This is a genomic window from Peribacillus sp. SRI_006, from assembly GCF_057586375.1.
Window position 1 is genome coordinate 77,978 of record NZ_JBYCZT010000009.1, and the last position, 20,398, is coordinate 98,375.

At 38.6% G+C, this 20,398-nt stretch carries 16 protein-coding genes and 2 pseudogenes; 3 read left to right on the plus strand and 15 right to left on the minus strand.

What is annotated here, in order from left to right; translation table 11 throughout:
* Positions 1 to 220: 220 nt before the first annotated feature.
* A complete protein-coding gene (locus AC2YHV_RS14450) occupies positions 221 to 622 on the minus strand; it encodes an RDD family protein (RefSeq protein ID WP_063576010.1) in 402 nt (133 codons plus the stop codon).
* A 344-nt stretch (positions 623 to 966) separates the two neighbouring features.
* Here AC2YHV_RS14450 and AC2YHV_RS14455 point away from each other — a divergent pair, with 344 nt between their 5' ends.
* Positions 967 to 2,586 (plus strand): ABC-F family ATP-binding cassette domain-containing protein, encoded by a 1,620-nt coding sequence (locus tag AC2YHV_RS14455; RefSeq protein ID WP_034307325.1) that lies wholly within the window; start codon positions 967 to 969, stop codon positions 2,584 to 2,586.
* Between the two features lie 892 nt (positions 2,587 to 3,478).
* Here AC2YHV_RS14455 and AC2YHV_RS14460 read toward each other — a convergent pair.
* The 14 genes and pseudogenes from AC2YHV_RS14460 to AC2YHV_RS14525 form a co-directional block, all read right to left on the minus strand.
* Positions 3,479 to 3,740 (minus strand): annotated as a pseudogene (locus AC2YHV_RS14460) (flotillin family protein); the annotation flags it as partial.
* Between the two features lie 405 nt (positions 3,741 to 4,145).
* Complete coding sequence (locus AC2YHV_RS14465) at positions 4,146 to 5,684, minus strand: glycoside hydrolase family 32 protein (RefSeq protein WP_487373545.1); 1,539 nt, start codon at positions 5,682 to 5,684, stop codon at positions 4,146 to 4,148.
* Between the two features lie 106 nt (positions 5,685 to 5,790).
* Positions 5,791 to 7,254 (minus strand): glycoside hydrolase family 68 protein, encoded by a 1,464-nt coding sequence (locus AC2YHV_RS14470; RefSeq protein ID WP_487373473.1) that lies wholly within the window; start codon positions 7,252 to 7,254, stop codon positions 5,791 to 5,793.
* A 145-nt stretch (positions 7,255 to 7,399) separates the two neighbouring features.
* On the minus strand, positions 7,400 to 8,674 hold the full coding sequence (locus tag AC2YHV_RS14475; protein WP_487373474.1) for an ABC transporter substrate-binding protein: 1,275 nt from the start codon (positions 8,672 to 8,674) through the stop codon (positions 7,400 to 7,402).
* On the minus strand, positions 8,674 to 9,840 hold the full coding sequence (locus tag AC2YHV_RS14480) for a response regulator transcription factor (RefSeq protein ID WP_063576006.1): 1,167 nt from the start codon (positions 9,838 to 9,840) through the stop codon (positions 8,674 to 8,676). The genes AC2YHV_RS14475 and AC2YHV_RS14480 overlap by 1 nt, the downstream gene beginning before the upstream one ends.
* Positions 9,818 to 11,647 (minus strand): cache domain-containing sensor histidine kinase, encoded by a 1,830-nt coding sequence (locus AC2YHV_RS14485; protein WP_487373475.1) that lies wholly within the window; start codon positions 11,645 to 11,647, stop codon positions 9,818 to 9,820. Before AC2YHV_RS14485 ends, AC2YHV_RS14480 begins: the two co-directional genes overlap by 23 nt.
* Positions 11,648 to 11,912: 265 nt before the next feature.
* Positions 11,913 to 12,450, minus strand: a pseudogene (locus tag AC2YHV_RS14490) (FecCD family ABC transporter permease); the annotation flags it as partial.
* 38 nt (positions 12,451 to 12,488) lie between these two features.
* Positions 12,489 to 12,629, minus strand: a complete 141-nt coding sequence (locus AC2YHV_RS14495; RefSeq protein ID WP_487373476.1) for a hypothetical protein — start codon at positions 12,627 to 12,629, stop codon at positions 12,489 to 12,491.
* A gap of 853 nt (positions 12,630 to 13,482) precedes the next feature.
* On the minus strand, positions 13,483 to 14,319 hold the full coding sequence (locus AC2YHV_RS14500; RefSeq protein WP_054395612.1) for an alpha/beta fold hydrolase: 837 nt from the start codon (positions 14,317 to 14,319) through the stop codon (positions 13,483 to 13,485).
* Positions 14,320 to 14,707: 388 nt separating this feature from the next.
* The gene (locus AC2YHV_RS14505) at positions 14,708 to 15,313 is read right to left on the minus strand and encodes an alpha/beta hydrolase (protein ID WP_063576003.1); all 606 of its coding nucleotides are present in this window, start codon (positions 15,311 to 15,313) and stop codon (positions 14,708 to 14,710) included.
* Positions 15,310 to 16,266: a ring-cleaving dioxygenase gene (locus tag AC2YHV_RS14510; protein ID WP_487373477.1), complete on the minus strand. Its 957-nt coding sequence runs from the start codon at positions 16,264 to 16,266 to the stop codon at positions 15,310 to 15,312. Before AC2YHV_RS14510 ends, AC2YHV_RS14505 begins: the two co-directional genes overlap by 4 nt.
* Positions 16,267 to 16,361: 95 nt before the next feature.
* Positions 16,362 to 17,303, minus strand: coding sequence for a ring-cleaving dioxygenase (locus tag AC2YHV_RS14515; RefSeq protein ID WP_487373478.1), 942 nt, complete (start codon positions 17,301 to 17,303; stop codon positions 16,362 to 16,364).
* A gap of 412 nt (positions 17,304 to 17,715) precedes the next feature.
* The gene (locus AC2YHV_RS14520) at positions 17,716 to 18,204 is read right to left on the minus strand and encodes a low temperature requirement protein A (protein WP_487373479.1); all 489 of its coding nucleotides are present in this window, start codon (positions 18,202 to 18,204) and stop codon (positions 17,716 to 17,718) included.
* Between the two features lie 243 nt (positions 18,205 to 18,447).
* Positions 18,448 to 18,633: a low temperature requirement protein A gene (locus AC2YHV_RS14525; RefSeq protein ID WP_487373480.1), complete on the minus strand. Its 186-nt coding sequence runs from the start codon at positions 18,631 to 18,633 to the stop codon at positions 18,448 to 18,450.
* A gap of 260 nt (positions 18,634 to 18,893) precedes the next feature.
* On the opposite strand from AC2YHV_RS14525, the gene AC2YHV_RS14530 reads away from it, so the two are divergent.
* Positions 18,894 to 19,454: an NADPH-dependent FMN reductase gene (locus AC2YHV_RS14530; protein WP_095678924.1), complete on the plus strand. Its 561-nt coding sequence runs from the start codon at positions 18,894 to 18,896 to the stop codon at positions 19,452 to 19,454.
* Between the two features lie 136 nt (positions 19,455 to 19,590).
* Positions 19,591 to 20,235: an isochorismate family cysteine hydrolase YcaC gene (gene ycaC / locus AC2YHV_RS14535; protein WP_487373481.1), complete on the plus strand. Its 645-nt coding sequence runs from the start codon at positions 19,591 to 19,593 to the stop codon at positions 20,233 to 20,235.
* The last annotated feature ends 163 nt before the right edge of the window (positions 20,236 to 20,398 follow it).

A 20,398-nucleotide genomic window follows, 5' to 3' on the forward strand; every position in this document is an offset into this window, starting at 1 on the left:
CATAAGCACTTGACCATTAAGGTTAAGTGCTCTTTAGCTTCCTAACTGCCACTGTATTACTGCTATAGATATTCTATCGTGGTTTCCAATGTAATATTTATACCTAAATACCGTACAATAAAGTATTCGGCTAAATTTCCTCCATATTTAAAAAATCATATCGGTTTGAATCTGTATTTTCGCAAAAAAAAAAGCAGCTATTAAACTGCTTATCCGTTATTCATGGTTCATTTGATGTCACGTATGTACCTGCTATGAAATCATGTATCGATCTATGGTCTTTCCTTATGCCAACCATGAATGCACTGACAATAAACCCTATCCCTAATGTAATGGCATATACCAAAGCAGCAACTAAATACCTCAATAGCATAGTGCCTATGCCTAATTTTTTGCCGTCCATCCTTACTATGCGTATTCCCATAATCCTTTTACCAACTGTATAGCCATACCATAGTATCGGGACAATCACCATGTAAAGAAAGTTAAAAAGAGTTGAAAAATTTTCGTTTTCCCAATCACCGGTAATCACCCCGAAAATTATCGCTAATGGTGCAGATACTATTATGCCGTCCAAAACACCTGCAAAAAGACGTTTCCAAAAACCTACTGAATCACTCATATATATCCCTCCCATTGTATTAGTTACAGTTACCTATATTACCAATTATAAAGTTGTTGTGTAATGAGACTTTATACCCATAATCATATTCAATAAAAAAATAGTACTTACATTTATAGGTTGCAATTTATAAACAAAATTAAATACTTGTGTAATTTTTGCTTATAAACGTTTGTTTTTACTAATCTGCCTTTAATTTTCCTAAGAAATAAGATACAATTTAAATGATGCACAGTTTAAAACATACAAGATTGTAAACTGCTGTTTGTATGAATCAGCGTAAAACTAATGAAACAAAGTGTTGAACACGTTGAAACAAAAGTATTTTGGAGGAATGTAAATAAATGATTACAGTAAATAATGTTGGTTTACGTTATGGCGATCGTAAACTGTTTGAAGATGTTAATATAAAATTCACTCCTGGTAACTGCTATGGCCTGATTGGTGCGAATGGTGCCGGTAAATCCACTTTCTTAAAAATCCTTTCAGGTGAAATTGAAGCACAATCCGGTGATGTCCATATGGGGCCAGGCGAACGCCTTGCCGTTCTAAAGCAGGATCACTTCGCTTATGAAGAGGAAGAAGTCCTTAAAGTCGTCATTATGGGACATGAAAGATTATATGAAGTCATGCAAGAAAAAGATGCCATCTATATGAAGGAAAACTTCACCGACGAAGACGGAATGAAAGCGGCCGAGCTTGAAGGGGAATTTGCCGAATTAAACGGATGGGAAGCTGAACCCGAAGCTTCAATCCTCTTAAAAGGCCTTGGGATTACAGAAGACCTGCATACGAAGAAAATGGCTGAATTGAATGGTGGCGACAAAGTTAAAGTATTGCTTGCCCAGGCACTATTCGGTAAACCGGATGTTCTATTACTGGATGAGCCTACCAACCACTTGGACTTAAAAGCGATCAAATGGCTGGAAGAATTCCTAATCAACTTTGAAAACACTGTTATCGTAGTTTCCCATGACCGTTACTTCCTTAACAAGGTTTGTACACATATCGCGGATCTTGATTTCGGTAAAATCAAAGTTTATATCGGTAACTATGACTTCTGGTATGAATCTAGCCAGCTTGCCCTTAAACTGACTCAAGATGCCAATAAGAAAAAAGAAGAAAAAATCAAAGAGCTTCAAAATTTCATCGCGCGTTTCAGTGCCAATGCATCCAAATCGAGCCAGGCTACATCCCGTAAGAAATTATTGGATAAAATCAGCTTGGATGACATCGAGCCTTCTTCACGCCGCTATCCATATGTCGGCTTTACTCCTGAACGTGAAATCGGGAACGACCTGCTTCGTGTAGATGGAATCTCGAAAACGATCGATGGCGTAAAAATATTGGATAATGTCAGCTTCACGATGAATAAAGGCGATAAAATTGCATTTGTCGGTAAAGATGAGATTGCTAAAACAACAATGTTCAAAATCTTGGCAGGTGAAATCGAACCGGATGGCGGCTCATTCAAATGGGGCGTTACAACCTCTCAGGCTTACTTCCCTAAAGATAATGCTGAATTCTTTGAAGGTGTCGATTTAAATCTTGTCGATTGGCTCCGTCAATATTCTCCTAATGACCAGAGCGAAAGCTTCCTGCGCGGTTTCTTGGGCAGGATGTTATTCTCTGGCGATGAAGTCACGAAAAAGGCAAGTGTACTTTCAGGGGGCGAAAAAGTCCGCTGTATGCTTTCCAAAATGATGTTAAGCGGTTCGAACGTCCTGATGCTTGATGAACCTACCAACCATCTGGACTTAGAGTCGATTACAGCATTAAACAACGGTTTAATCAGCTTTAAAGGATCTATGATCTTCTCTTCTCATGATCATCAGTTCATCCAAACTATTGCGAACCGGATCATTGAACTTACTCCAAAAGGTACAGTCGATAAGCAAATGAGTTATGATGAGTACCTTGAAAATGGCGAATTGCAAAAACAAGTCGCTGAAATGTACAAATAATACTTTTATGAAAGCACATCCTTATTGGATGTGCTTTTTTCGTTCGCTATTCCTTCTGCCTGCATTTATTCCATACCTTTAATGTATTGAAGGCATAAAAAACACGCTGCAATAAATATAATAATATTCCCTGAAAGATGAGCCCTGAATAATTTCATGGATAAAAAGGTATATTGGTAAGGAAGGAGTGAGTTAGAATTGGATGGTCATACAGTGAAAAATATTTTTGATGATACAGGATATCTTTTTTTATATGATAAATTCAGTTATCATTTTTATATATCCGGATTGTTCGATGTAGTGGAACAAGAAAAAGTAATCTCGGATTTTTTAAATTCTTATAGCTTCGATGATAAAAACCCTCTCTTTTTTGACGACTTTTCCTACTACTTTAATTGCTTTCATTATTCACACCAGAAACAAAGGATGATGAATTACTTGAAAACCGAGTATGACGAACATATTTGTTAAGTAGTATAAAAGGCCAGATAAACTGTCAAAACTATTCAAAAAAAGGTAAGAGTATAATCGTCCCTTACCTGAGACTATAGGCAAACTTGATTAAAATTGAGTTTGCCTACAGTTTTTTTATGGTTGTACGATTTAGATGTTGATTTCCGCTCCAGGCACTCGCTTTCCGCGGGCGGTCCGGGAAGCCTCCTCGGCGCCTTTGCGCCTGCGGGGTCTCCCCTGGACGTTTTTCCCGCAGGAGTCTCGCACCTTTCTCTCCAATCAACTTTGGTTTAACTTTTAGATAATAGTAGTCTACAAACCGTAGCTCCCTTGTCTATATGATTGGACCAAGTTTTTTGCCTATACAATTGGGGTGTTGATTTCCGAACCCACTTTGTCTACTTACTGGGGTAAGTGCCCCTTAAATTCCCCCCTGTTATTCTTCCTTTCTTGCTGCCATATTCATGTTCGCTTCGGCTCGCTTGATTCGCGATTTTTTCTCTGCATCGACGAGCTATATCACCCTCCCTCACATGCGTAATCCTTGGCTTTCCAAGCGACTCATGATATCCATTTTTATCCCAAACGTCTTTATTGGTGGACGTTACGATAATGAGTCCCACTTTAGCTAAGTCGTTCGAGGCTGCCCACTGTAACTCCTAGGGAAACTTTTCACGGTTTTTATAAATTTCCTCGACTGTCTTATGTGAGAATTAAAGAATATATATGTATATGATTATCCATTAATCCCAAGTGCTTCTGGGAGAAATTAAACCTAAAATTGTATCTTTTCCGTAAGGTGTTAAGAACTAAGGTTCTGTTCAGAAAACCTAAGTTTCTTAACACATTTTAGCTGAAGGATTTATGAGGATTTTCCTCATCTGTTTATGTTCAATAACTCATACCTTTATATATGATCAGTTAATATGACAAAGATAAGTTTCAGTACATATAAGACAGTATTAGCTTATAGAAATCGGGCTTTTTTATGTCGAAATTGCTAAATGTTGGTGGGGCCCCTTTTAGTGAATTTTCATATTTGAAGAGTTATTTCTTATAAAAGAATGTATGTGCACTCATATGAAAGGTATCTGCCAAGATGAGATTCAATTAATCGGATCAAAATGTGTAACCTTCATATTCTTAAAGATCGCTTTGCCGCCCTCGGAGAAGAGAGTAATTCCCTTATCTTCGGCATGAGGGAATATTAAGTTTGAATAAGCAACCTTTCCATCATCCACAAAAACTTCAATACTCGTTTTATCGACGAGAATCTTTAAATGTACCTTCTTCTTACTGACATCAAATGGTGCAGTACTTTCAACCAACAGATTCGTTTCGTCAGGTTGATCTGTGAATACCCGATTGACATAAGAGTAATTTCCTTCTGCAGAGATGCCTACGTCAACGTGGCGTTTTTGATCATCTGACTCCCTGAGCCTAAATCCTGCATTCTTAAAATCCGACCATGTGAGATCCGCCTCTATTTGATAGGCATCTCCTTTAAAATCAAGTGTTTCCGAGCCATCCACTTCGATTTTATTAAAAGAATTCGTTGAGCTTGTCAATTCTTTTAATGCTTCTGAAGGCTGTGAAGAAAGATAATACTTATTCTCCCCTTCACGCTTTAGTTCAATTTGACGGACGATCGAATCCATTCCGTTAAACCCTTCTTTTAATGTCGGAGTATTGTTGGCGTAGGCCCAGTTATTCATCCAAGCGAGGGCATAGCGTTTGTCTAATTTGTCACTTGCCTTGCCATCTTCAAACGTTACTCCGCCATACCAATCGAAACCGTAGTCTAGCCATTGCGGTTCATTGTTATCTGGAAGAAATTCCATTCCATTAAACGTTCCTGTCCAGTATGCATAGGTGTTGGGTTTCCCTGCTTCTTTTCCGTTTGCACTGACGCCCAGCACCCACTTTACTGTCCCGTCTTCAGCGCGGATCTGGTAAAGGTCAGGGCACTCTAAAACTCCAATGTTCATAGTGGAAAAACTGCTCGTATAGCGCCAATCTTTCAGGTTATAAGACTCATAAAAACCTATTTTCGATCCTTCGGCCATGGTCATGACCCATTTTTGATTCGTGTTATCCCAGATGATTTTTGGATCTCTAAAATCCTTCGTTCCTGGATTTTTCATAATAGGCTCGTCACTGTAAGAGGTAAACGTATTTCCTTTGTCCGTACTGTACCATAGAAATTGTTCTTGTTTCTGGCCATCCTTAGATGGTTGTGTTACAATCGCCACAAAAGCCCCTTTTCCAAACCCAGCTGTATTTTCCTTGTCAAACACGACTGACCCTGTCCATGGATCCCCATTTTGATTCGTATATTTTGGAATGGCAATTCCTTCATCCTTCCAGTGAATCAAATCTTTAGAGGTGGCATGTCGCCATTCTGTACCATTGCCATCCGGATAATCTCCATTATAAAGGTAAAAATAATGATAATTTCCTTCATAGTAAAGGGGCTTCTGTGGATCGTTTTTCCAATGATCAGGAGAAGTAAAATGATAGGCAGCCCGGTATGAGTGCTTTTCTACCTTATTTGGCGGATTAGCTTCTTTTGTTTTATAAAATGAATGAATCAAAATTCCTGTGCAAATAACCATCCATAATCCAAGAAAGAATAATCCAACCATCTTATATTTCTTTTTGTTCACCTAAACTCACCACTTTTCTCTTTTAAAATAGAAAAAAGAAAATGCCAAGTTTTCCTGACATTTTCTTTTTCTTTTCATTGGGTAACTACTTAACCGTAATCTGGCCTTGTTCAAGAATACTGTCTTTTACTACCGATGTTTGTTTCCCTTTAATGTTAAGCTGGAAGCTTGGGGCAAAGGTAGATTTATTGTCTTCAAAATAACCTCTGTTTGTCATGTAGCTTGTCACTACAACATTATCACTGCCAGCCTGCGGGATCGCATAGTGTGCATAGTTCCAAGTGATGTCATATGGATCTAGATCCTGATGCAGGACGATGCCCGTTTTATTTAATGGTTTATATGGGCCAGTTAAGGAATTTGACGTGTAGCCTAACATGTAAATATCTTGATTATCGATTCCATCAATGGTCATTTTCGATCCTCTTGAACTTGTGAATAAATACCACTTGCCGTCCTTTTTAAAGATGTTTGGACGTTCGATTTCATCTGTGACCGTATTTGAAACAATCAATGGCTTCATTTCTTTTTTCAATGTATAATCGTCGTTTACTTCAATAATTCCAATTGCACCGTTGGCAAGTTCAGCTAACTCTTTTTTAGGGCTTTGCAAAAGTTTGTTTTTCTCACCCTGGAAGAATTTATTGCTGTTGCCATAATAAGCTCTATTGTATAGCGATTCTTCGCCTTGGTAGCCATATTCTGTACCCGTATTTGCTTCAAACACAAGGTATTTGCGGCCGTTGTCTTCTACATAGTGAGGGTCTCTGAAGGTATGATTATCAGCGGAATTTCCGTCCTCTACAAATTTATCAACAGTTTGGTAGTACTTGCTGTCTTTGCCTTCATAGATGGATTTGTAATCCTCAACACCATCCACTTTTAATGTTTCAGAATCTAACTCTGAAAGGTTTACTTGAGCGGTTGTCAAGGTTTGTTTCCCATAATTCCCTGACTCAGGTTTATACGGTTCACGGTTTGTATAGAATAAGCGAACTTCCCCGTCCTCAGTGAAGGTTGCAGAACCTGACCACTCTTCGGCTTGCTCTTTTAGGTAAGGATCATTTGGAACGTTTTTATCATTGTCATCAAAAACTCTTCCAGCATTCTTCCAAGCATCAAGGGAGTTGTCGCCCACTTTTTTGTAGAATATGTAGATGAACGTATCACTCGCGTTTTTAGGATCGCCTGCTAATCCAAAAACGATATGATATCCTTTGTACTCTGCAACAGTTCCATCAGCGTTTTGCAATGGCCATGTATCCCACACATCTAAATCAATCGTTTCGCCTGATTCCGTTACTTTTTTGGCAGAAGGGATGTTTTTAATTGTGGATACGTCAAACCTAGGAACGGCATATCTAGTATCACCGTGCTGATTAATCATATCTTTCATAGCTGATCGAGTGATTTGTGAAGTATCGTACGTTTCTTTGTAATCCGCCGGATTCTTTGGAGCTGCAAATGATTGGGTGACAGTACCGCTTAATAGAATGCCAGTACTGAGTATTCCTGCTGTTGCCTGTTTGGCAAGCCTGCTAAAGTTCATAAATCTTCCTCCTCGTTTTATGTGTTTGCTAGTACAATAGAATTATAGGCGATTCCTGAAAAGAGAGGTATGCCACATATTGATTGGAATTTAGTCGTATATTGATATCGCAGTTGTAAAAGGCAAAAAAAGCCCCGGCAAGAGGCTATTCCTTCGAAAACCTCTCCCAGGACTTCTGATATTCATTGAGCAGCTGATTGCGGTTCAGCTGTTTCCCGACATAGAGCTGAGTCGCGGCTCCGAATTCTTCCCTAATTTCAACAGGGAAGTGAAACCAGTTAGATGGGACGGTGTTCCCATCTTTGTAATTTCGAAGTGTTTCTTCTGCGAGCGTCCCTATATCATCAGTTTTAATGTTCTTAAACGCAGGAATGAATTTGAATTCTTCCGTCATGAACCGTTTTCCTTGTTCTGACAACACCATCCAATTTAAAAATTTCTTGGCTTCTTTTTTCTTTTCAGGAATGGACTGTTTATTTACGGCCCAATAATTTGGAACGCTGACGACAAGGGCTTCCTTTAAAGGTCGGTCATTAATCGGAATCGGCATAAAACCGATGTTCATGTCAGGCGAAGCTTGATCGATCATCGGCTGAATCCAGTTGCCTTGCTGAATGATGGCTGCTTTTCCGGAGGTAAACAGATTCACTTCCATTGTATAGTCCGTAGACAGTGGATTATCGTTTCCGTACTTTATGGTGAGATCCAGCAGGGAAAGGAGATCCTTAAATGTTTGATTGGTACTGATTTTTTCCGTTCCGTTATTTAAATTTCTTATAAAAGCATCAGTATCCTTTTGCTGGGCAAAAGCAACATTCATTAGATGGTCTCCCAATTTCCAGTCTTCATAATAGCCTGTTGCAAAGGGAGTAATGCCTGCATTCTGCAGCTTTTCGGCAGCTGCTGTCAATTCAGAAAGAGTGGCGGGCTGGTCAGTAATGCCGGCTTGTTTAAATAGATCCTTATTATAGATAAAGCCATACCCTTCAAGGTTAACCGGCATTCCGTAAATTTTCCCGTCCAATGTGACTGGCGTCAGGGATTCTTTGTATGCTTGATTAATCCAGGGCTCCCCTGAAAGATCCTCCAGATAGTTCCGCCACAGCTTGGCATTTTCATAGCCGCTGTTTGTAAAGATATCCGGACCAGTGCCGGTCGCCATTTCGGCTTTTAGGTCGGCGAGGTCATCCATTGCCCCTCCAACAGTATGTACCCTGATATTGACGTGAGGATTTTCCCGTTCATAAGCACGCGTCATTTCTTCAAATTGAGTGGAGATTTCCACTTTCGGATTCCTTAAATCCAGCGTGATTTTCCGCTCTGTCTTTTCTGTTTTTTCTGGTGGGGCTTCATCCTGACATGCAGAAAGAGGCAGGCTGACGGCTCCGATTAACAAAAGGGATAAAAACCTGTTTTTCATCATGTCACCCCTTTAGATTCATGTTGCTCGTTCTTGTTCCTGAACTCAAAAGGCGTCATGCCGACGACCTTTTTAAATAGCTTTGAAAAGTAAATTTCATCTTGATAGCCAAGCATGGTAGAGATGGAATAAATGCTTTTGTCTTTTTGTTTCAGCCACGACTTTGCTTGGCTGATTCTAAGCTCCGTGATGTATTTGGACAGGGTCATTCCGGTTTCTTGCTTATACTTTCTTGAGATATGCTCGCGGCTTAAAAAGAAAACATTCGACAGCTTTTCCAGACTCAAATCCTCCATATAATACATGTCAACATAGGAAACCATGTCTTCCATACGGCGAGCGGCATCTATTTCATCCAGACGGTGGATGGATCGGAAGTTTTGTTCCTCGAGCTTTTTCTGCAGAGCCTGAAACGAGGTCCTGATATCCGATAAAGTTTCGACCTGCTCTTCAGTTACAAGCCTTACCGGAATATCGAACTCCTGGCTGATCCATTCCTCAACGGAGAGCCATTGATCGCGAATGGTGATAACAAGGCAGAGGTTAAGATCCGTCTGCAGGGAAAACGCATTTCCTAATTTGCGGTCCGTAAGCTCATCTGAAAGCTTTTGGATATAGAGATCCGGATTGTGCATCTGGTAAAAGGAGAGCAGCGTCAGCATATAGCCCTCCGATTCAGGAAGAAACTCAGCAAGGCTGCTTGAATCTGAACGGTCCCCCAGACATATCGCAGTGGCTAACTGGTTTCTCCGCAGTTTTTTCACATCTTCCAGCACTTCAGCATGTTCAAAGTCATCCTTCCAGGCTTGTACCGATTTTTCCAGTGTATGATTGAACGCCTCATACTCAATCGGCTTCAGCAGGTAATCAAAGCTGCTGTGCTGAATGGCTTTGCGCATATAGGAATAATCGTTATAACCAGTAATGAAAATAACTTTCCCAGGATAGGAAATGGAATCCAGCCACTCAATCAGTTCGATTCCGCCCATACCGGGCATTTTCACGTCTGTAAAGATAATCTCCGGGCGTTCTTTTTCAATCAGTGATTTTGCCTCATGGCCATTTTTGGCTTCCAATAGCTTGGTGATGCCATGAGTTTCCCACTGGCCTAAATGGCGTATGACGTCCCGCACATTGAATTCATCATCGACAATCAGTGCTTTCACCGTGTTCATCTCCTTTCCTGAAGTAAGTCTTTATCATTCCCAAGGGGCTCTTTATCGGGATCCTCATGCTGACGGAAAACCCCAGTCCGTCATTCGAATCTACTTTCATTTCTGCACTTGGTCCATACCCTAGAAGCAGCCTGTCACGAATATTCTTCAGGCCTATATGTTCATGCGAATAAGTCCCTTCGTAAGGGGGTGTATAGATATGTTCCCGTAGTGTCTGAAGCTCTTCTTCCCTCAGACCCGGACCATCATTCTCAACAGTAAAGCACAGATCGTTTCCTTGTTTTTCCCCGTTAATGGTCAAATGAGCGTTGCTGTACCCTTCCTCATACGTGTGTTTAAAGAAATTCTCTGCCAGGGGCTGCAGAATCATACTTGGAATAGTCATGTCCAAAATGGACTCATCGATATTGACCGAATAACTTACATTTTCACCAAAACGCTCTGTTTGAAGGGAGAGGTACGCTTTTGTATACTCAGCTTCATCCCGAACCCGTACCCATTGATCTGCCTGCATTGAATAGCGCATCATTTTGGATAGCGAAGTCAGCAATTGATAGACCTTTGGTGCATTCGACCTGAGGGCAACAGCGCCGATGGATTGTAAAGCGTTAAACAAAAAATGAGGATTAACCTGTGATTTTAACGCCCTGAACTGGTTCTTCCTGTTTTCAATTTCAAGCTTATATTCACGGTCAATGTGGGAATTGATCCGGTTCATCATGTCCTTCATGTGGGACTCCAAATGGCCAATTTCATCACTTCTGGTATCATCAAAAGGGACATTCATATTTCCGCCTTCAATGGAGCGGACTTTGCTGCTCAGCCTCGTAATGGGACGGGTAATCCTATTTGAGATAATGCCTATCATCAGCAAACCCAGTATTCCTACGCCGATGCCGACAAGGATATTGGTATAGGCAGTTTTCCTGACATCTTCATATAAAGCCTGACTCGACATGACCTTAATCAATTTCCAGCCGTTCAGTGACCCTGATAACTCTTTTGATAAGAGAATATCGTCATCATGCCGGCTCCTATTCCCGTCAAGACGTTGCTTTTCTTCGGCAGGAAGAGGTTTTCCAATCAGGGCACGATCATTTGCATACATGACACGATCTTTTGAATCAATAAGCAAAACTGAAGATGCGTCTCCCTGGACAAGGTTATTGCAAATGCGGGCGTATTCGCCCAAATCAATGTCGATTGTAATCATCCCAAGAAACTTTTTAGAAAGAACGTCAATAATTTTGTGGTGAAAAGTCATCACCATCGTTTTGTCCGATTTTGGAACAATGGCTGCATTATTGTAATTCTCAAGAGGGTGGGGCGGCTCAATCAAATATTGTGAGTCAGATGTATACAGCTGTTTGATCGGGTCCTGGTTCAGAAAATCCGGCTGATACCTGTGTGTGCTGATCATTGCATTATAGACAGTAAATGACTCATTGTTTTTAGCAATATAGAAACGGATTTGCCGGAATTCGTTTCTCATTAGATAAAAGGTTTCGAGACTCTTTTCCATGGTCATAGGGTTGAAATAAATGGAGTCTTCGAAGCCGTTTTTAAAAATCCGAAACAGATCAGGGTTGCGGTACAGAATATATGGAAAATCAATCATGTCGTCAAAATACTGCTCCAGTTCATCCGCATTCTTCTGAAGCTGCTCCCGGCTGTTTTCAAGTTCATACTGCTCCACACTGTTTTTTGTGTAAGTGTAGATGAAAAAAACGGACAGGAAATAGGGTAGAACGATGAAAATCAGCAGCATGATCAATAAACGGCTTTGTATGCTTTTCAAAGGAGGCACCCCCTTTCGCAGAAGGCTATTTTTTTAGTCTGATCTTATCTTCTCACTTTAGCATCCTAAAACTATATCAAATCAAAAAACCAAGTCAATCATGCTTAAGTAGGATTCGTGTAAGTGCATGTATCGTTATATTTCGCAGTTCGGGCTTATATTATGTTCCAATTTGCGCTGCGCCAGAGATTTGAAGATGATACGGCAAACAAAAAAAGCTGAAGACATCTTCAGCTTTTACAAAAATTATGCTTTTTCTCCTACTCTTCATTAACAAATACGTAAAATAAGGAGCCCCTATTAAAGCGATCATAATTCCCGCAGGTATGTCTTTAGGTTCAAGTATGTTTCTTCCGATGGTATCTGCCACAAGCAGCAGCCAGGCGCGAATCAGAATCGCTACCGGCAGGAAGAGCTGATTTCGAGGTCCGACCAGAGCTTTTGCAAAGTGCGGACCCTGAGCCCGACGAAGGCGCTGCCTCCTGTGGCAAAGACAGCTGCTGCTGCAAGCGAAACCGATGTCAGCAACAGGATCGCCCTTTTTTTCAACTGATACCCCTTGCCTATTGCCTATTGGCATAGGTTCACTCAACCCAAAAAGATTCAGCCGGGTCGCTTTGTACAGTGTAAAGGGGATGAGAATAGCAGGTCTGCACCCCATATGTTCCCTGACAGCCAATTTGTAATAAAATCCACCTTTTGTCAATCATCAGATGAAATAAGGACAAGCATCAGACCTGAGAGGACCACAGAAAATCCCACCCGGTTAATACAAGTTTGACTGGCTGCATTCCCGCAGTCCGTCCTCGTAATTGTCACAAGAGGTGGTAATTCGATGGCTTCAGAAGGTTTCAAACAGCAACAACATCATGTAACTTGTCGTAACTTTATGTAAAGCATTCGAAGCTTCAATAAAGTAATCATTGTCTAATTTGAACCAATAAAGTTCCGATTTAGATTTATAGTATCCTGCCCTGTTCATCCTGAACCCCTAAAACAATCCAATACTGTTTCCCCTTCATTGGTTATAGTTACGAGAATAAATTAATTAACTCAGTAACTATATTAGGCAAAATTTATTAACTGTTAGAAGATATTCGTCAAAATATGATGAATTATGAAAAGGATATGCCTGGACTATATTAGTATGGGGAACGGCTGTAGGGTTTTATACAAAGTATAAATTTCCTACAAGTATGCATTTGAATATCGAAGATTCTATTAACTCTTATAGGAGTAGCTGTTAGTTCAAATAAAATAATTAAATAAACATTCACATAAATATAACTTTAAAACAAATCGAATAATTCAAAGTAGAGATAGAATTGATAAACAGTTGATAGAGAGACTGAAAGAAGAAAAAGTCATTCACTCTTTCAGTTAAAGTACGGTCTCGATGCAAGGACGGAAAAGAGAAATAAATATAAAGTAAGCCTTTACCACTTTGGGCAAAGGCTCCTTTTTTGACGAGTTTCTTCTATTAACTAGGAAGGTATTAGACTGTCTTTTTCCTTTAGAAATACATTTATAACAATTAAGGTCAAGTACATCTCGGGGTGCCCTAGATCTGCTAATAGCTATAATACTGTATATATCACAGCTAACTTTTTTATTGCAGAACCCCAAAAATGCAATTGCAGTTAACAAAAAGAGTATTGAAAAGTGTAGAATTATCCAATCAATCCCTATATCAGTGTAATAATAATGGCTACGAGTGATTTATACTAAAAGTAAGCAACACTCTACTTCCGCCTCATATTAAGAGTTTTCCTACAACCTTATAAAAAGAAAGACTGCTCCTCCTTCTCATTTGAAATAGGATCGTCATTACTTTATTAATCTTTTAAAAATGTTAGTAACGCTTCATTAAATTCTTTTGGATGAGTTGCGTTTAATCCATGCGGACCACCCTTTATTAGAGCGAGCTTACTACCAGGAATGGAATCATATGTACGTTTTCCACTTAACTCAAAAGGTACAGTTGCATCAGAGTCACCGTGAATAATAAGAGTAGGTATATTGAACTTTTCCAAGTCCTTTCTAAAATCTGTCTTACTAAAGGCCGTTATACAATCGAGCGTACCCTTAGGTGAGGCACTGGCTGCAATATCCCGATTATATAAACGGAATGGCTCACTAACTAAATCTGTTTGATTACCCGCCGCGAAAAATCCCTTCGTAAATTTGTCAAGAAATGCAAGGCGGTCATTTATCACGCCACTTTTGAATTCTTCAATTGTTGCATCATCTAATGCTCCTTCAGGATTATCCTCTGATTTGTATAAATAAGGAGGAACTGCTCCAGCAAAAACAGCCTTTTCAATACGATCTGTTCCATACGTACTAATGTATCGAGCTACCTCACCTCCACCCATAGAAAAACCAACAAGTGTGACATTTTGAAGATCTAAATGTTCTAACAGTTTATGTAAATCGGAAGCAAATGTTTCATATTCATATCCTTCCCATGGCTGGGATGACTTTCCGAATCCTCGACGATCATATGTTATGACTCTGTAACCCGCTTCAATAAGAGCTGGCACCTGATATTCCCAAGAGCGTCCACTTAAAGGCCAACCATGTATTAAGACAACAGGTTTCCCTGAACCCTGGTCCTCATAATAAAGTTCAATTGGAGCATGATTTTCATTACCTACAGTAAATTTTGCCATATAAATTTCCTCCCATGAATTAAACCTATATTCTTGCTTCTCTAAAAAAAACTCTTCACTCCAAAACATTTAACATATTTTGCAAAATGTTTATAGGATTATTATATTCCCTACTATCGAAATTGTAAAATTATTCAAAAAATATCAAATCAACTAATATTATTAGATTCAGTTTATTTAAACCAAGGTGTGTAAATTATTTAAAAATATTGAAAAAACTAAACTGAAAAATCGAATTAAAGATTTCTAAGCAACTCCAATTGGGGTATCTCCAATTAAGTTGGAATTAGGAATCACAGCCCTTCCTAAAACATCAAGGCTTATTTATCCGATTTCACTCTGCGAATTTTAAGTTATTTACAAAAAAATTAATTTGTATATCTAAAGTTTAAAAGACCCTACGATACCAGTGAGCCGCAGCTTCAACTTCATCAACAGTCAATTGATGCCCCCTATTTTCCCAATGAATTTCAACTTTTGCATTAGCCTTTTCAAATAAGGATTGAAGTTCAGTAGATTCCATCGGCGAACATATAGGATCATTTTTACCGGCAGCAATAAATACTGATTTTCCTGACAAATCAGGAAGAACAATTCCTTTTCTCGGTACCATCGGGTGATGGAGACTGGCTCCCTTTAATGCATTTTGATAGTGAAATAATAAACTAGCAGCTATATTAGCTCCATTTGAGTATCCAATGGCAATCATGTTTTCTCGATCAAAATTATACTTTGCAGCAGAATCATCAAGAAACTCATATAATTCTTTTGTACGGAAAATCAGATCTTCCTCATCGAATACACCTTCAGCTAATCTCCGAAAGAATCGAGGCATTCCATTTTCCAATACATTTCCGCGGACACTTAGCACTGAAGCCTCGTCATCAATTCTTCCCGCTATAGGTAATAAATCTAATTCATTTCCACCAGTACCATGTAGTAATAATAACGTTGGTTTCGTTGAATCTTTACCCTTATTAAATATATGTTTCATGATTGATCTCCCTCCAGAACGCGAACTTCCACATTAGGTAAGGCTTCTTCTAATTCTTCTCGGTTTGGCTCCAGCCAGGATGGCAACATCAGTTTACTTCCAAGCTCAGCGACAGCTTCATCAACGGAAAAGCCTGGCGGATCTGTCGCTATTTCAAAAAGGATACCGCCTTGTTCATGGAAATACACAGCTTTGAAGTAGTTTCGATCACGAATCTCAGTCGGATAATACTCCTTATCTTGAAGAAGTGTTCTCCATCTCAATAGATCTTGGTCATCCTTTGCCCTCCATGCGATATGGTGAACAGTTCCAGCCCCTTTTAACCCGCGAACCGAAGGAGTTAGCTTAATATCAATTGTATTTCCAAACTGACCATCCGATTTAAACCTAAGGAAGCTCGCTTCTTGCCCAAGACATTCGAGCCCTAATACGTTTTCAAGCACATTTGCAGTTTTATTAGGCTGAGTTGAAATTAATATAGCTCCACCAAACCCTTTAATTGCAACCTCTGAATCGACTTCCCCAAAACTCCAAGTATTTTTTGGCCCTTCATTTCGTTCCACTAATTCAATTTCGAGACCATCTGGATCTTGAAATTGTAAATATTTTTCTCCAAAACGTACTGATTGAATAAACCTGATTCTAAATTTCCCTAAACGATTTTCCCAAAATTTAATCGATTGATTCGGGATTATAAAACTGGTTACTCCAACCTGTCCTGTTCCAATTCGGCCTTTTAACTGCTTTGACCACGGAAAAAAAGTTATAACAGATCCAGGTTGACCAGTTTCATTTCCAAAATAAAGATGATAGACTTCTGGACGATCAAAGTTTATCGTCTTTTTTACAAGTCTTAACCCCAGTATGCCAGCATAAAAATCAATACTTCTTTGGGCATCGTTCACCATTGCTGTTATATTATGGATCCCTGTTGTTTTTTGCAACCTCACCATTCCCATTCTCTTCATTAATTTGATCAAGAAATTAATTAGGTCTCTCTATGGAAAAATCTCACCTAGCTTTGCTTAATTTGTACCAGTTAACCAGCTCACAACTCTAATTCTCTTACCTCAAATGGTAATAAACTTTGTTTAATCTTCCCTCTAGACTGTTCATACTGCTCTGGCAACATTAATTTTTCTCCCATCGTCGCTTCAGGTTCATCGTGAGCAAATCCTGGAGGATCTGTTGCAATCTCAAAGAGAATTTCCCCGTGTTCTTTAAAGTAAATCGCATTAAAATAATTTCGATCTCGTACAGGAGTTACCCCATATCCGTTTTCCTCAACATATTTTTTCCATTCCAATTGGTCTTGATCATCCTTTGCCCGCCATGCAATGTGGTGTACGGTTCCAGCACCCATTGTCCCGCGTCCTATTGTCGTTAATTTTAAGTCAATAACATTGCCAATTTCTGCTGAAGAACGGTAACGTGCAAAGTCGCCATCCTTGCCGATTAATTCTAGTCCCAATATATTTTCTAACAATACAGCCGTTTTGTCAGGATGGGTCGATAATAAAGTAGCACCGCCAAAGCCTTTAATAGCTACCTCAGGTGTTACCCCGCCAAAGGTCCATGCATTTACTTCCCCTTCTTCCCTTTCAACAATTTCCAAGTGTAGCCCATGTGGGTCATCAAATTCCAAGTATTCCTCGCTAAAGCGCTCCCTTACGGTAAAAGGAATATTGAAGGATTCCAGTCTTTTTTCCCAGAACTTCATAGCTCCTTTTGGTACAACATACGTTGTAACGCCTACTTGACCATCACCAATTTTCCCTTGACTAGCTCCTGCCCATGGAAAAAATGTCATGATTGTTCCTGGTTTTCCACCCTCATTACCAAAATAAAGATGGTAGGTACCTGGGTCATCAAAATTGACAGTTTTTTTCACTAAACGTAAACCTAATACACCTGCATAGAAATCAACATTCTCTTGAGGATGACCAACAATTGCAGTAATGTGGTGAATACCCATCGTTTTTTTACTCATTTTATTTTCACTCCTCTTTTTATTTCTGGTTAGACACTAACCTTAAAAAAGCATCGCCACTTTGTCGATAATTGTATATGCGACTTTATGGGTGTTTTTTCCTTTGTCCAAATTTTTTTATTGTCTATAAATATTGGATCTTTAATTTTATTAAAAAAAGAAGCGTGGAAATTATTAACAATACCCATTTTTATTTCAATCAACTTATGGATAAACTGATTCAATATCAAATGGAAGTAATACAAAATATACAAATAAACCAGCACTATAGATTGATACTGGTTTATTTGATGCTTTTATTTATGTAGTTGTTAATTTAGCATAGATGATAAAAAACAGGGTTAATTGTCCTATTATCATAATATTTGGTACTACTACAATCAAATTAATAACAAAAAAGACTGGTAAATCCCTAAAAACAAGCAAAATGATAAATTTTCAAACGGTGTTGTTCAAGCATGTATTGATGAAAAATAATTGTAGTTGACGAAAATAGAGCAATACATATCCAAAAATAAAATATAGGATAAAAGAATATTGGACCCCATGTAAAATAATAGTCTAATGGATGTGCAACCATACTCAATGACATTAAAATCAACAGATGACCGTAAATAATAATTTGACCGGAAGTTTGTCTAGACTTGTTGAGTTCCTTCTCCATGTTATCGAAATATTGCCACCACATCGAAATCATGAGGATAAATGAATTGATCGCAAAGCTTATTGAATCCCAATTTCCTTGTTTAGGTTGAATCATCGCAAGAGTGCTTATAAGAGCTTCCCCAAAGAGAATAATGGAAAATAGACCAAATCTCTCTAACAAGTGGGCTGTATTATTGAAACCTTTTCTAAACACTTTCTTCCAAGCAGTGGGATAATAATGAAATAACGATTCCAATCCAAAAATATCTTCCTAGAAAGAGTGCTCCTTGCTTACGAACTCCTGCTTCTATCCGCTGGACAATAAGATATTGGATCGCAGTCACGGCCCTTAACCCAATATAACCTATTAAAAAAGAAAGATAATAAGGATCAAAATCAGCTGACAAGCTTGATGTCATTATTAGGACAAAAACATTTGCAGGATCAAAAAGATTCGTTAATAAAATAAATCTTTTCCGAAACGGTTAACAAAGATGGTTTACCTCACCCTAGCCCACCAGATCGGAATGAAAATTAAGACAAATTTCACTAAATACTCTATATGGATATGACCATCTTCAACATGAAGTAAAACATGATTTGCGACCGCAACCGTCGCCACAAACAACAAATCATAAAATAGTTCTAACCACGTTCGTAACTTTCTTTTCTTCCATTTCTGCACCTCCCTCCAATTTTTTTATAGTTAATAGTATGCTGGAAATATATAGTGATTTGAAGAGGAAATAATATAGACATAGTCTATTTGCCATAGCTTGCAAACACAAGCCAATAATAAGAAAACTAATGAGAAATCCTTACATTCTAGATTATTTGTACTAAACACCTCATTAAATTAAACAGTTTGATGATTAGGCATAAAGCCACTTTTTTACATTGGTATATCATGGTATGATGAGGTGATTTTAACAAAGGAGGGAAAATATGACAAAAACTATAGGCCTTATTTGTGGTAGTTTACGAAAGAACTCTTATAATCGAATCATTGCTCAATCATTAACAGAGATGGATGATTCCCATCAATTTCGTTGGATCGAGATAAATAATCTACCTTTGTTTAATGAAGACTTAGAAATAAGTGTTCCAGAAACAGTGACATCATTTAAATCTGCTATCCAGGACGTTGACGGTATCATTATTGTAAGTCCAGAGTACAATTCTGGAATTCCAGGCGTATTAAAGAATGCATTGGACTGGGCATCAAGACCCCGGGAATCCGCAGTTCTTAGCAGAAAACCGGTTGGCCTAATCGGAGCAACTCCTGGGGGGTTAGGTACTGTTTATGCTCAGATGCAAATCAGAGAAATACTAGAAACTATGCAAGTTCATGTTCTTCCATTTCAAAAAGTACTGATTTCTCAAGTACATCAAAAGATTGATTCCGATCAGAAAGTGCTTACTGACGAACAAACAAAACGTTATCTTCAGCGTTATTTACAACAATTTATAAATTGGATAGATAAAACTCTTGTTTTAGATAAATAGAAGTAGAGTTAGGATTTTTAATAATTGACGTTAATATAAGTTTAGTTATAAAGTGATTGTGGAAAATGAGGAAATTCATGGTAAATAATCCAATGTTTAAACTTTCTTCATTACTTTAATTTAGGAGGAATACATAATGTCTGATCTCTATTCTCGTATTAATAAAGATGAAGCTGTCGTTCTTTTAGTGGATCATCAAACTGGCCTTATGGCTGGACTTGTTCGTGACTATGGTGTTGATGAATTTAAGAACAATATTTTGGCTCTTGCTCATACTGCTAAGTTTTTTGATTTACCAGTTATTTTAACAACAAGCTTTGAAAACGGACCTAATGGACCACTTATGCAAGAATTGGTTGATCTTTTTCCTAACGCTCCAAAAATAGCTCGTCCTGGACAAATTAACGCATGGGATAATGACGATTTTGTAAAAGCAATCGAAAAAACTGGAAAAAAACAACTTATTATCGCGGGCGTAGTTACGGATGTATGCGTTGCCTTCCCGGCACTTTCCGCTATAAAAGCTGGGTATGAAGTTTTTGCTGTTACTGATGCTTCAGGAACTTTCAGTAAACAAGTTGCAGAAGCTGCCAATACGCGTATGGCACATAGTGGCGTGCAACTTATGAACTGGTTTAGCGTAGCGTGCGAACTACAACGCGATTGGCGCAACGATGTCGAAGGTTTTGGCAATTTGCTTGCTAGTAATCTTCCAGGTTATCAAAATGTAATTGGAAGCTATATGGGAGCTCAGCGAGATCTTAGTAAACAAAATGCATAAATTTATTCCTAAGAACTAGCTATAAATCAATCACTTTTTTTTAAAAGTGGATAGTATAAATTTAGCGCTGATTTAATCAGCGCTCCTTTTTAAATTTGAAGTATAGCAAGGCTTTTATTTTTTCGATTACAGCTGAAACTAATAATTGCCTTTTAGATGAAAC